Source organism: Vibrio sp. KMM 9700, assembly GCF_058545285.1.
The window spans coordinates 1,315,774-1,329,143 of record NZ_CM178589.1 but is presented as its reverse complement, the minus strand read 5'-3'; the positions used below and the strand labels follow the sequence as shown (position 1 = coordinate 1,329,143).

The 13,370-nt window shown below is 40.7% G+C and carries 12 protein-coding genes; 8 read left to right on the top strand and 4 right to left on the bottom strand.

Annotated elements, in window-relative coordinates:
* Nucleotides 1–122: 122 nt before the first annotated feature.
* The 3 genes from AC2VOY_RS05925 to AC2VOY_RS05915 are packed head-to-tail and all read left to right on the top strand — an operon-like array spanning nucleotide 123 to nucleotide 3,770.
* Complete coding sequence (locus AC2VOY_RS05925; protein ID WP_491830376.1) at nucleotides 123–1,079, top strand: ABC transporter substrate-binding protein; 957 nt, start codon at nucleotides 123–125, stop codon at nucleotides 1,077–1,079.
* Nucleotides 1,079–2,764 carry an ABC transporter permease gene (locus tag AC2VOY_RS05920; protein ID WP_491830375.1) on the top strand — a complete coding sequence of 562 codons (1,686 nt, stop codon included), beginning with the start codon at nucleotides 1,079–1,081 and terminating at the stop codon, nucleotides 2,762–2,764. The genes AC2VOY_RS05925 and AC2VOY_RS05920 overlap by 1 nt, the downstream gene beginning before the upstream one ends.
* Nucleotides 2,765–2,768: 4 nt before the next feature.
* Nucleotides 2,769–3,770, top strand: coding sequence for an ABC transporter ATP-binding protein (locus AC2VOY_RS05915; RefSeq protein ID WP_491830374.1), 1,002 nt, complete (start codon nucleotides 2,769–2,771; stop codon nucleotides 3,768–3,770).
* A 9-nt stretch (nucleotides 3,771–3,779) separates the two neighbouring features.
* On the opposite strand, the gene AC2VOY_RS05910 is transcribed toward AC2VOY_RS05915, so the two are convergent.
* A complete protein-coding gene (locus AC2VOY_RS05910; protein ID WP_491830373.1) occupies nucleotides 3,780–4,679 on the bottom strand; it encodes a DMT family transporter in 900 nt (299 codons plus the stop codon).
* 118 nt (nucleotides 4,680–4,797) lie between these two features.
* Nucleotides 4,798–5,229 carry a universal stress protein gene (locus AC2VOY_RS05905; protein WP_491830371.1) on the bottom strand — a complete coding sequence of 144 codons (432 nt, stop codon included), beginning with the start codon at nucleotides 5,227–5,229 and terminating at the stop codon, nucleotides 4,798–4,800.
* Between the two features lie 262 nt (nucleotides 5,230–5,491).
* Between AC2VOY_RS05905 and ftnA the strand changes: the two genes are divergently transcribed.
* The 4 genes from ftnA (at nucleotide 5,492) to AC2VOY_RS05885 (ending at nucleotide 8,125) form a co-directional block, all read left to right on the top strand.
* Nucleotides 5,492–6,022 carry a non-heme ferritin gene (gene ftnA, locus AC2VOY_RS05900; RefSeq protein ID WP_491830370.1) on the top strand — a complete coding sequence of 177 codons (531 nt, stop codon included), beginning with the start codon at nucleotides 5,492–5,494 and terminating at the stop codon, nucleotides 6,020–6,022.
* Between the two features lie 89 nt (nucleotides 6,023–6,111).
* Nucleotides 6,112–6,429, top strand: a complete 318-nt coding sequence (locus tag AC2VOY_RS05895) for a universal stress protein UspB (protein ID WP_491830368.1) — start codon at nucleotides 6,112–6,114, stop codon at nucleotides 6,427–6,429.
* A gap of 124 nt (nucleotides 6,430–6,553) precedes the next feature.
* Entirely contained in the window at nucleotides 6,554–7,741 is a 1,188-nt protein-coding gene (locus AC2VOY_RS05890) for a BaiN/RdsA family NAD(P)/FAD-dependent oxidoreductase (protein ID WP_491830367.1), read from the top strand.
* Between the two features lie 117 nt (nucleotides 7,742–7,858).
* The gene (locus tag AC2VOY_RS05885) at nucleotides 7,859–8,125 is read left to right on the top strand and encodes a hypothetical protein (protein WP_491830366.1); all 267 of its coding nucleotides are present in this window, start codon (nucleotides 7,859–7,861) and stop codon (nucleotides 8,123–8,125) included.
* A gap of 236 nt (nucleotides 8,126–8,361) precedes the next feature.
* On the opposite strand, the gene ahpF is transcribed toward AC2VOY_RS05885, so the two are convergent.
* Together ahpF and ahpC are read right to left on the bottom strand one after the other, a co-directional pair.
* Complete coding sequence (gene ahpF, locus AC2VOY_RS05880; RefSeq protein WP_491830365.1) at nucleotides 8,362–9,930, bottom strand: alkyl hydroperoxide reductase subunit F; 1,569 nt, start codon at nucleotides 9,928–9,930, stop codon at nucleotides 8,362–8,364.
* A gap of 247 nt (nucleotides 9,931–10,177) precedes the next feature.
* Nucleotides 10,178–10,735, bottom strand: a complete 558-nt coding sequence (gene ahpC / locus AC2VOY_RS05875; RefSeq protein ID WP_491830364.1) for an alkyl hydroperoxide reductase subunit C — start codon at nucleotides 10,733–10,735, stop codon at nucleotides 10,178–10,180.
* A gap of 436 nt (nucleotides 10,736–11,171) precedes the next feature.
* On the opposite strand from ahpC, the gene AC2VOY_RS05870 reads away from it, so the two are divergent.
* Nucleotides 11,172–13,346 (top strand): bifunctional 2',3'-cyclic-nucleotide 2'-phosphodiesterase/3'-nucleotidase, encoded by a 2,175-nt coding sequence (locus AC2VOY_RS05870; RefSeq protein WP_491830363.1) that lies wholly within the window; start codon nucleotides 11,172–11,174, stop codon nucleotides 13,344–13,346.
* Nucleotides 13,347–13,370 lie beyond the last annotated feature (24 nt).

Sequence of the window (13,370 nt, the reverse complement as noted above, 5' to 3'; positions counted from 1 at the left end):
TTTTTGTGCCCAAAATTCGCTAGCGGCTTTTATTTCGTTATAAATCTGTCATACATCCTTCATCTAGCTGTTGTAAAAATAGACACTTATTCGTATATGGATATCACTTAATCGAGGGATTTATGAAACTAAAAGAAATACTTATTACTGCGCTTTTGTTTGCTACAGCGTCAGCACATGCCGAAACACTGACTGTATATAGTGCAGGACCAAAAGGGTTATCCCAAGAGCTGATCCAAGGCTTTATGGATAAAACGGGGGCTAAGGTCGATTTATATCAAGCGACAGGCGGCAAAATTATGTCTCGTTATCAAGCGGAGAAGTCAAACCCGCATGTAGATGTGATGATTTCTTCTTCATTAGGTCACGCCATTACATTAGAAAAAAATGGTGAGTTGCTTGCTTATCAATCCCCGAATGCCAAGAATGTTCCTGACTTTCTAAAAACGCCAAGCTACACAGCACAGGGAACGGCGGTACTTGCGATTGCTTATAATACTCAAAGTGATATTCCTGCGCCAAAGCGTTGGAGTGATTTAACTAAGCCTGAATATAAAGGCCAAGTGACCATGCCAGATCCTAGTAAATCGGGATCGGCGCTTACTTTAGTTGAAGGCTTGAATGAGAAGATGGGTGATGATGCATGGCAATTATTTGCCGATTTAAAAGCCAATGATATTTTAATTCCAGGTCCGAACAACGCGGCTTTGAATCCTGTCTTACAAGGCGCAAAATCTGCTGTGTTTGGCGCAGTCGATTATATTGGTCTGGGTTTAAAAGCCAAAGGTGAATCATTAGAAGTGGTTTACCCTGAAGATGGCACTGTGCTCGCACCACGTCCGATGATGATTTTAAAATCGACCCAACATGAAGCACTTGCGAAACAGTTTGTGGATTATGTCTTATCAGATGAAGGGCAAAAATTCGTTGCAGATACTCTAATTTTACCTGCTCGCTTAGATATTAAAGCGCAACGCCCAGGTTTTGATAGCTTAAATCTAATTCAATTCGATACTAAGCTTGCGGCGGAGAATGCAGCGCAAACCAAAGATAAGTTTAATAAATTAATGGCGAATTAATGTCTATTTATGATTCGTCAAAGGGCGTTCGCCTGCCTTTGCTATTTAATTTAAGTTCGGTTTTTTTGCTTTTCATTATCATAGGTTTGCCTGTTTTATCTGTGATTTTATTTGCAATATTTCCAAAATTTAACCAAGCATCACTGGCGGCGCCCTTTAGTAACTTTATTCCTCAGTTTGATGATCCTAAGTTTATCCAAGCAAGTTTCAATTCCATTCGTTTGGGGTTGAGTACCACATGTGTCGCGGTAGTTTTAGCAACTTTTCTGGCTTACTTACGTAATAAGATGACGCAAGAACTAGGTCGAATGTGGGATGTATTGTTCTTGGTGCCTTTTCTGATCCCGCCTTATATCAGTTCGATGGCGTGGATCCAGATGTTCCAATTTAATGGTATCTTGCATCGCTTAACAGGGATTAACTTATCTGGTTTTTTATTCTCATTCAGTGGCATTGTGTTTGTGATGAGTATGCACTTATTTCCTCTGGTTTACTTTTCAGCTGTGGGTGCATTTAAAGTTATTGGCGCGAAATACACGGATGCAGCCAAGATTTATGCAGCCAATTCATGGCAAATGTTAACAAAAATTTTGGCTCCTTTGCTCACGCCGACTTTAGTGGCCAGTGGTTTGATGGTGTTTGTGCTCTCGATTGAAGAGTTTGGTACGCCAGATATTTTAGGCAGTCGTTTTGGCTTTCAGGTCATAGTGACCTATATCGAAGAAAAACTATCGGACTGGCCTATTGATTTACCCGGCGCCTCGGTTTTATCCCTAGTGTTAATTTTAATTGCGGTGATTGCTTATTTTATTCAATTTAAAATTAGCAGTGCCTATAGCGCAAAATTAGAAGGACAAAACTTACTCTCTAAACCATCCTCAAGTCTTAGGTTTCAATGGTTCGCAAACTTGATTTTTTTTGCCGTCGCAATATTTGCCTTATGTCTGCCAATCATCTCTATGTTGATCGCTTCATTGATGCGCACTGTCTCAAAAGGGGTACATTGGGATAACTTAAGCCTGCAAGCTTATAGCGACTTATTTTCCACACAAAATGATGCTTGGCAGGCGATATCGACCAGTTTAGGACTGGCATTGGAAACCGCAGTCATTGCGAGTGTGATTGGCCTATTGGTTGCTTTTACCTTAGTGCGTCTCAAACCTAAAGGCGCTGTGGTGTTAGATATTCTCGCCTTAATGCCTAACGCAGTGCCTGCTATGGCATTGTCGGTTGGTCTGATATTAACTTGGAATCAGAAGTTTTTACCTATTACCCCATATCAAACGAACTTTATCTTGCTGTTTGCTTATGTGTGTTTGATGTTGCCTTATCCGATTCGCATGCTTACCAGTGCGCTACGCCAACAAACCAGTGCGCTTGATGAAGCGGCGGCAATTTATGGGGCAGGGACGTTTTATATTATTCGTAAAATTCTTCTACCCTTGATGCTGCCAATTATGTTTGCATCAGCTTGTATTGTTTTTGCTATTTCAACACGTGAGTTGGTGGCATCTTTATTGCTTGCTCCTGCTGGCACAGAAACGGTTGCAACCTATGTGTTTAATCAATTTGATCAAGGCTCGATTAGTAGCGGTATGGCGATGAGCATGCTGGTGATTCTTGTCTCTGGAAGTTTAATTGCCTTTGGACAATGGATAGCGAAAAAACAAAATGGAAAAGGATAAGCCCGTGAGTGCGATACAAATTTCAGATATTTCAAAGTCTTTTGATGGACGGATAGTTTTAAAAGACATCCATTTAGATATCCAAGAGGGCGAATTTATTTCTCTTCTTGGTCCTTCTGGTTGTGGCAAAAGCACATTACTGCGCATTTTGGCAGGGCTGGAGCAACCTGATTCAGGACAAATTTTTGTGCATGGGCAATCCTTTGCTGATGTTCAAAGGGGAGACTTTCTACCGGTTGCAAAGCGTGGTCTGGGGTATGTATTCCAAGATTATGGCTTATGGCCACACATGAGTGCATTTGAAAATATCGCCTTTCCATTGCGACTAAAAAAACTCTCAGAAACAGAAATTCATAATCAAGTCATGGATGTGGTTCGCTTAGTTAAATTAACAACTCATGAGTCTAAACTTCCCGAAATGCTCTCTGGAGGGCAAAAGCAACGAGTATCGATTGCTCGCGCCTTAGTTGCCCAGCCTAAAGTGATTTTACTCGATGAGCCTTTATCAAATTTGGATGCGAATCTACGGGAGGAACTTGGTCTGGAGATTCGGGATTTAACCAGTCAACGAGGGATCACTTGCGTCAATGTGACTCATGATAGAAAAGAAGCGCAATTGCTCTCAGACAAAATAGCATTAATGAAAGATGGCGTGATTCATCAGCTTTCTGATCCCGTGAGTTTATTTAAACAACCTGCGAGTATTTGGGCTAGTGAGTTTCTTAATGCCGGTAACTTATTGCAAGGTGAATCGATTGGAGAAGATAAAGGAACTTGGCTTGTGCCTCGAACGGCTTTTGATTTGACCTTGAAAAAACCAGATAGTAGATCGCAAGCCAAATCCTTAGCCATAGAAGTTAAAGATTGTTTATTTTTAGATGATAGGTTTGAGGTCGTGGGTAATTTAGGCGGACAAAATGTTTATTTTTATGCGGATAGGGCGTTGCAAAATAAACAAATTGTCCATGCTAGCTTAGTCAAAGAGTTGTTAGTACAGCTTAATTAACAGCCAAGCTTAAGAATTGACTTGTTGGGGTGACGCTAAGGTGCGCTTTTTCACCCAAGACTGATTAAACCAAAGTGAAAACACAATAATTGCGCCGCCAATGCCAAGGCGAAGCAAGTCGGCATCTTTGTTCCAAATCAGTAAGTTGACAATTAAACCTGCGGGCACAAGGGCGTTATTCATCGCTGCAAGTGTCCCTGCATTGACCAAGCAAGCACCTTTGTTCCATAAGAAATAGCCAAGACCGGAGGCGACAATTCCAAGATAAATCAAAATCCCCCATTGGGTACTCGTCGTTGGCATTTTGTCAAAGCTGCCAAATAAACTAAAACCTATGCATGCGATAATCACGGCGCCAAAGTAGAAATAACCAAAAGTTTTATGTGCGCCAAGGGTTTGCAACTGAGAGTCACTTTGGTTTTGTTCCATGATGTACTTATAGCTCACCTGACCAATTGCAAAGCAAAGGTTGGAAGCTTGAACCACGATAAAACCAAGCATAAAGTTTGGATTCACGCTGGCGTATTTGATCACCATAGCCCCTGCCACTGCAATCAAAGCTGTGACAAGATACCAAGGCGAAAAACGTCTTTTAAGTAAATCATAAATAAGCGTCACATAAACCGGTGTCATCACGGTGAAGAGCAAAACTTCAGGCACGCTTAAAAGTAAGAAAGATTGATAATAAAAGCAGTACATTAACCCAAGTTGCACACCACCTATTGCCATGAGTTGCAGCTTAAGCTTAGTTTTGATGCCTTTAAATTGGGTGAAGGGAATAAACACTAACGCGGCTAATACCACACGCATTAAGACAGAAAACCAAGCATCCACTTGGCCAGATAGATACACGCCAATTAAGCTAAATGAAAAAGCCCAGAGTAGTGTTACAAAAGATAGGTAAACCATTTAAACTCCATTAAGTTTACTATTTAATTTTTGGAGTTTACTTTGGATATAAAAAAAGTCTAGCGATTTTATGCAAAATTTTGCAAAGGTCTCTAGACTTTGAGTATTAGATAAAGCTTTATTCTTCTTCAGCTAGCGGGACGATTAAGGTGTCCACAGGGACTGAGTTGAGCAATGAGCGTGAGGTCGACAGTAAGCCACTCCAAAAATCCTGATGGTGACCACAAACAACCAGATCGACATGCTTTTCTTGGATCACATTTAAGATTTCATTACTAAAATCACCACTTGCTACTATGGTGTCTTCAATAGGAAAGTCCTTATCTTTGAGCAAATTCTTGATCTGTGCTTGTGTGGATTCCATCACAGCTTGCTGGGTTTCAGCAAAGTTAATTTCTACAAAGCCAGTATAAAGCTGGGCAAAGTTCACATCGATATGGATCAATGATAGTTTTGAATTGCAGGTTTTCGCAAGAGAAATTGCTTTATCTAACAGATGACTACTTTCTTCGGTTAAATCGACAGCAACTAAAATATGTTGATAGCTCATGATGGACTCCTTGGCTCAAATTTCTTCTTTTAGATTAACACCCGTTAGACATCTATTTTGCAGCTCGGCGCACAGAAAATAAACTTATTTTTAATAACATAGAGTTAAAGCCTTTCTTAATTTATAAGTTAGTATAAGCTTTTAATTGAGATGTTAATATCTTGTTAATAAAATGATATTATCGTTGGGAGTGAAGTACTCGTTCAGATAAGATACTATACTAAGAGAAGTTTCTTTTTTATCCCTTATCTTAGGAGTAATCATGTTGTCTGATGCAATGGTTAAAAAATTAAATGAACAAATAAATCTCGAGTTTTTCTCATCTAATCTATACTTACAAATGAGTGCATGGTGTGAAGACAAGGGTTTTGAAGGTGCGGCTGAGTTCTTACGCGCACATGCTGTTGAAGAAATGGAGCACATGCAACGTCTTTTTACTTACGTAAGCGAGACAGGTGCATTGCCTATTTTAGGTGCGATCGATGCACCTAAGCATGAATTTGCAGGACTTGGTGACGTATTTCGTGAAACTTACGAACATGAGTGCATGATCACTCAGAAAATTAATGAGTTAGCACATGTTGCGTTTACAACTCAAGACTATTCAACCTTTAATTTCTTACAGTGGTATGTTGCAGAACAACACGAAGAAGAGAAGTTGTTTAAAGGGATTTTAGACAAGCTTGAGCTCGTCGGTGAAGACGGTAAAGCCTTATTCTTTATTGATAAAGACTTGGCAGCTATGGCAAAAGCAGAAACATCCTCTGTGATGGCAGCAGCAAGCGCGGAATAACTGCTTAACATATAGGTTAAGAGTATCTGTAAATAATTCCAAGACTTGCTTTATCCTAACCTTGCCAGATCAAGATGTAAGGAGGAAAAATGAGTGGCGATCTTATTTTGGGTACCTTGCTAGTGGTCACCTTGGTAAATATTGCGCGTTGCCTTTCGACATTACGTGCCTTAATTTACATGATGAGAGAAGCAAATCCACTTCTGTATCAACAAGTTGATGGCGGTTTTTTTAATGCTCAAAAAGGGCTAACTAAACAGGTACGCCTCTACCAGTATTTAAAAAATAGGGAGTATGTGCATCATCATGATGATGTGTTTACTGCCAAGTGCGATAAGGTACGTAGTCTCTTTATGTTAAGTATTGGACTCTTTGCAGTCACAGTATTTCTTGCTTTTGGCGTATAAGCAGACGACTAGCTAAAATCTATGATAAAATTGTTTAAGGTGTGCATTTCGGTGCATGCCTTTTTTTGTGTTCTCTATACCTATTTTCTGTTTTTTATTGATATAACCAAGCAACGAGACTTCCATGACGAAAGAATATGATGTGATCATTATTGGCGCTGGTGCCGCAGGCCTTATGTGCGCAAGCACAGCAGCAAAAAGAGGGCGCAAAACTTTAGTCATAGATAGCGGTAAAAAGCCGGGACGTAAGATTTTGATCTCTGGTGGTGGTCGTTGCAATTTCACCAATATGGAAGTCACGGCAAGTAACTATGTATGCCAAAACCCGCACTTTGTGAAATCTGCATTATCTCAATATACCAATTGGGATTTTATTAGCTTGGTGTGTGAATACGGGATTGATTATGAAGAAAGAGATCATGGTCAGCTGTTTTGTCTAGACAGCGCAAAGGACATAGTGAACCTTTTGCTCAGCGAGTGCCAAAAAGGTGGCGTAGAGTATCAATATCAAGCCCAAGTGACGGATATTAAAAAGCAAGATCAAGGTTTTAGCTTATATAGCAATGGCAAAAAACTCACCACTGAGTCTTTGGTGATTGCAACCGGTGGTTTATCTATGCCAAAGCTTGGGGCGACGCCTTTTGGCTATCAAGTCGCAGAAGACTTTGGTTTAAAGCGCGTACCCACTTGCGCAGGTTTAGTGCCTTTTACATTGCACTCACAAGATAAGGAAGACTTTGCTGAGCTTTCAGGGATTGCGCTGCCAAGCGTGATTACTGCGCAAAATGGCACTAGTTTTAGTGAAGCTTTGCTTTTTACCCATCGCGGTATTTCTGGCCCTGCTGTTTTACAAATCTCATCCTTTTGGCAACCGGGTGAAGCTTTAGATATAGATTTATCCCCGCAGCAAGATTTAAATGATTTAATTCAAAATGTAAAAGCTGAGCACCCAAATCAAAGCTTGAAAAATACTCTCGCGAAAGTTTTCCCTAAACGTTTGGTTGAGATCTTTATGCGTCGCAATCAAGTCGAAGATAAACCGCTCAAGCAATATCATGATAAGCAAATCCAAGAGATTGCAGATATTTTCCATCATTGGCAATTAAAGCCAAATGGCACTGAAGGTTATCGTACAGCAGAGGTGACGTTAGGCGGCGTGGATACCGATGAGCTTTCTTCTAAAACCATGGAAGCTAAAAATGTCCCAGGTTTATACTTTGTGGGTGAGGTGATGGATGTTAGCGGCTGGCTCGGTGGCTACAATTTCCAGTGGGCGTGGTCATCTGGGTATGTGGCAGGGATGTGGGTTTAGATTGGTACACTGCTATTTCTAAATCGATAATGCCCCTTTCTTTGTTTCAGAGCTAATTTCTAGTTACTCATTATGCTATAAATTATCTAATATCATTTTTGAATCGAGAAGTAAGTTATGAGTAAAAAACAGTTGTCAGAAAAAGATCTTTTAGAAGGGTTAACAAGTCAGACTGCGCACTCCTATGAACTCGCGACTACAAGTGAAAAAGATTGGGGGTCTTATTCGGAAGATGTGGATAAGGCGGATAGCGATTTTCTAGTTGAACGACGTGACGTTTTTGGCCCTTCCCGAATTGAATTTGGGGAAGATGAACAAGATCAAGAACTAGTTAAGCAAAGAGAAAACTCCCCAGAAATTGACATTGATATTGATGATCTGTGAACCTGTAGTGGTCAATTAAAATTGGTCATAGACTTATGATAGCTGAGCTTTATTGCTCTATAGTTAACTTAGAGTGCAAACTTTATTGTTCCTAAACAAGTTTTATTCGTTTTATCCATTTCAATGAATAACCAAACAAAAAAATGCTCAACCCTTTAATCAGGTTGAGCATTTTTACTTCCTCAATACTTTATATCGCAAGCTAATCTTAGGCAGACTTAGCTTTGCAAGCTTGCTTATTGACCTTGACGAATCAAGTAATCAAATGCACCTAAGCTTGCTTTTGCGCCTTCACCCATAGCAATGATGATTTGCTTATATGGGACAGTGGTCGCATCACCCGCAGCAAATACACCTGCAAGGCTAGTATCACCATGTGCGCCAACTTTAATCTCGCCGCGCTCACTGAGTTCAACTTCAGAATCTTTCAACCAATCTGTGTTTGGTACTAGGCCGATTTGAACAAAAATACCAGCAACATCAAGTGATTTGATTTCATCAGTGTTACGATCTTTATAAGATAAAGAGGTCACACGTTTGCCATCACCCACAACTTCAGTGGTTTGCGCCATAGTAATGATATCAACGTTTGGCAGTGAATTTGCTTTGTTAATCAGAACCTGATCAGCGCGAAGCGTATCAGCAAACTCAAGAACAGTAACGTGTTCAACGATACCAGCAAGGTCAATTGCCGCTTCAATACCTGAGTTACCACCACCGATAACTGCTGTTTTCTTACCTTTAAATAAAGGACCATCACAGTGTGGGCAGTATGCAACGCCTTTGTTGCGATACTCTTGCTCGCCTGGGACGTTCATTTCACGCCAGCGTGCACCCGGAGTTAGGATAACACTCTTACCTTTTAAGGTTGCGCCGCTTTCAAGTTCAACATGGATAAGGCCATCTTCAGTGTGCTCTGCGCCCATAATTTTCTTCGCTAGCTGCTCTGTGGTGACATCTACATTGTAATTTTTTAGATGCTCACCTAGGTCAGCTGCAAGTTTTGGACCTTGCGTTTTTTGCACTGAAATAAAGTTTTCAATCGACATTGTATCCATGACTTGACCGCCAAAGCGCTGCGCCACGATACCAGTACGAATGCCTTTACGCGCTGCATAAATTGCGGCTGCACCACCTGCAGGGCCTGCACCAACGACAAGTACATCATATGGGTCTTTTTCGTTTAGGCTTGCAGCTGCTTTTTCTGCTGCGCTGTCATCAATTTTATTTAAGATTTCAGCAAGCGTCATACGGCCTTGACCAAAAAGCTGACCATTGACGAATACGCTTGGCACTGCCATGATTTCGCGATCTGCGACTTCATCTTGGAATAATGCACCATCGATCATAGTTGTTTTGATGCGAGGGTTTAACGCAGACATCATGTTGAATGCTTGCACGACATCTGGGCAGTTTTGACAAGATAGAGAAATAAATACTTCTACATCTAAGTCTTTGTCTAATTGACGAATTTGTTCAATTGTTTCTGCTTCAAGTTTAAGTGGGTGACCACCTGAGTGAAGCAAAGCAAGGACAAGAGAAGTGAACTCATGACCCATTGGGATACCAGCAAAGTTAATGCTTGTATCTAGGTGTGGGTTTTTCACTTGCATCACTGGTTTGCGAGCACTTGCAGCGTCATCACGGATAACTTTAATTAGTGAGCTAAGACTTGCAATTTCTTCTGCTAGCGTTTCGATTTGGCTAGCGGCTTTGCTTTCATCTAGGCTGACCACTAATTGGATATCATGCTTGAGGTTAGCAAGGTATCCTTTTAATTGTTCTTTCATTGCTTGTTCTAACATATCTATATACCTTAAATGGTCACTCTGGATAATTGTTTGTTCGTAAAATCTGGGCAAAAAAATAGCCCCCCAGTAACGTCAGTCGTCAGGCATTGATTACCAAGGGGCTAAGTATCTATTTGGATACTCGATATAATTGAAGTTGCAGCAAGGCGGCAAGATGATGAGACCCTATGAGCATATAATAATATGTGATTAGGGCGAATCAGCGTAGCTAACGCAGCTGCAGCTTCAAGAATGAAGAGTATTAGATTTTACCTACTAGGTCTAAAGAAGGAGCTAGTGTTTCTTCGCCTTCTTTCCATTTAGCTGGGCAAACTTCGCCTGGGTGCGCTGCAACATATTGTGCTGCTTTCACTTTGCGTAGTAGGTCTTCAGCGTCACGGCCGATACCTTCAGCAGTTACTTCCATCGCTTGGATAGTACCTTCTGGGTCGATAAGGAAAGTAGCGCGGTCTGCAAGACCTTGACCTTCACGCATCACACCGAAGTTGTTTGTGATTTGACCAGTTTGGTCGCCAAGCATGTAGTATTGGATTTTGCCAATAGTGTCAGAGCTGTCGTGCCATGCTTTATGAGTGAAGTGTGTATCAGTTGATACTGAGTAAACTTCAACGCCACGTTTTTGTAGCTCTTCATAATGGTCTGCAACGTCACCTAGCTCAGTTGGACATACGAAAGTAAAGTCAGCTGGGTAGAAGAAAAAGATTGCCCATTTACCTAGAACGTCCTTTTCAGAAACTTCTACGAATTCGCCATTTTTATAAGCAGTTGCGTTAAATGGTTTGATTTTAGTGTTGATCATAGTTTTCATTCCTTTCGTGTTGTGGCACTGATACGTTTAAAGTTTGGTATCGAATGCGAATTTTTTAGTTTCAGCCTTAAGAGATTAACGAATCAGCTTTTTGCTGAGAACTTCTTGGCTACGGGAGATATATTCGCATTAATTTTAGAGAAAGAAAAATTCTAATTATCTATTCAACCGATAGGTGTATCCTATCTTACGTTTTGAAAGGGAAGTTTCTCTGATTGAGTCATTAACTTTAGCATGAGCTAAGGATGTACAATTGTAACTAAATATTTCTCTAAAATTCCCTTTATTAACGGAGGGTTTCACTGGCTTTTCTGTTTAAGTCTTAATTATTCTCTGCTTTTGTGACGGTTCTGTATTATTTGTGACATATTACTGACATATCAAAAGGAAAGAATGTTCGTCTATTTAGATGTACTTAGGATGGAACATGAACCTTTTAAATTCAACGTTAGGGACTAAACCTACAAAAGCAGTATTAAGCCTGCTTATTCTTGCTTCACTTGCTGCTTGCTCAGATGATGACCATGATTATGACGTAGAGACTGAGTCAAGTGAGCCAATTTCTATGGATTTGCGTTTAATGGAAACGACAGATCTACATGGCACTATGATGCCGTTTAATTACTTTAGTAATACAGATCAGCAAGATTATGGCCTCGCTCGTACTGCGCTGGTGATCCGTGATGCGCGCGCTGAAGTGACCAACAGCATGTTGTTTGATAATGGTGATTTGATCCAAGGTAGCCCAATGGCAGATTACATGGCGAACCTAAGTGCTGATTATCTAGATAACAATATCCACTCTGTTTATAAAGCGATGAATTTGCTCGATTATGATGCAGGGAACATAGGTAACCATGAATTCAACTATGGATTGGATTACCTGAAAAAAGCGATTAGCGGCGCAGACTTTCCTTATGGCGTCGCGAATGTGTTTAAATATGATGCGGCTTTGCTTGGTGAAGAGAGCTTTAAATCCAATACTTGTGAACCGCAAATCGACGCAGAATTTTTAGCTCAAGCCGAGTCTTATTTCACCCCTTATCAAATCCTTGAGCGTGAATTTGTTGCAGAAGATGGCAAGTCTTACACTGTGAATGTTGGTGTGATTGGTTTTACCCCGCCAAATATTATGAGTTGGGATAAGAGTTATCTTGAGTGTGAAGTAGTGGTTGCCGACATTAAGACTACAGCCGCTTTTTATATCGACAAAATGAAAGCGGATGGCGCTGATATTATTGTCGCGCTGCCACACTCAGGTCTCGCTGGTGGTGATGCTGATCTAGAATTTATGGATAATGCGACTTGGCAATTAGCGCAAGTTGATGGCATTGATGCAATCATGTTTGGCCATGATCATAATAATTTCCCAACCGATGCCAATACTTATGATGGCATGCAAGGTGTCGATGCTCCGAACGGTAAGATTTTTGGCAAACCTGCGGTGATGCCGGGCTATTGGGGCAATCATTTAGGCGTGATTGATTTGTCACTGACCTCAAATGATGAAGGTCAAACTTGGAGCGTTAATTATGATGAGAGCCAAGCTAATTTACGCAGCTTACTTGATGATCCAAGTTTAGTGGATCAAGAAGTAGTGAGCGCCTTGGCAGAAGATCATCAAAATACGATTGATTATATGCAAACGCCAATTTTGAAAATCGATCAAAAAATTAATAGTTTCTTCTCTGCCATTGAACCTGATTTATCGGTTCAAATCGTTAATGAAGCGCAATTTAACTGGGGTAAAAAGCTAGTTGATGAGGGCACATTAACGCTAGAAGATAATGCGATTTTAATTTCAGTGTCGGCGCCATTTAAAGGTGGACGCAATGGCAGTGATGATTATACCAATATCGATAGCCAAGCTTTGACTAATGCGAGTGTGGCGGATTTATATGTCTTTGATAACAATACACCGGCTATCTTAAAACTGACCGCAGCCGATGTAAAAGACTGGCTAGAAGCGATAGCTTCACAACAATATAAAACTGTCACGCAAGCAGGTGACTCTCTGCTTAATCAAATGTTTAGAAGTTATAATCTAGATATCTTCTATGGTGGTTGGGACTCTCAAAAAACGCCAATTTCTCTCACTTATACAATAGATGTGAGCCAAGAGCCTAGATATTACGTCGATGATTTGGGTGATTTAATTAATGACGCTGATGGCAATCCACAATTAAATCCAAATGGTGATTTTCACCGTATCAGCGACATCATGTATAACGGTGCGCCACTTGCTGATGATCAACTTGTTTATGTAGTGACAAATAACTATCGTGCTTCCAACAACTGGATCCCAGGCGTAGATAAGTCTGAACTTGTGTATGAAGACGCGGCATTCTCGAACCGTGAGTTGGTGGATACCTATTTAAAAGAAATCGCTGCAATTTATCCAGATGAAGTGCCTTTGCATGAATTTACCAATGCTGAGAACTTTAGCTTAATTGGTTTGCCTGCCGGCACGTCGGTGAACTTCTTATCCGCACCTGCGGCGCAAGAATATGCCTCTGAGGTGGACAGTATCGACTTTACTTCACAAACTGGAAGCGTTGGCGATAACACCGGATTTAGCCAATATACTTATACGTTTGAATAGACCTTTCTATAAATATGCCAATTA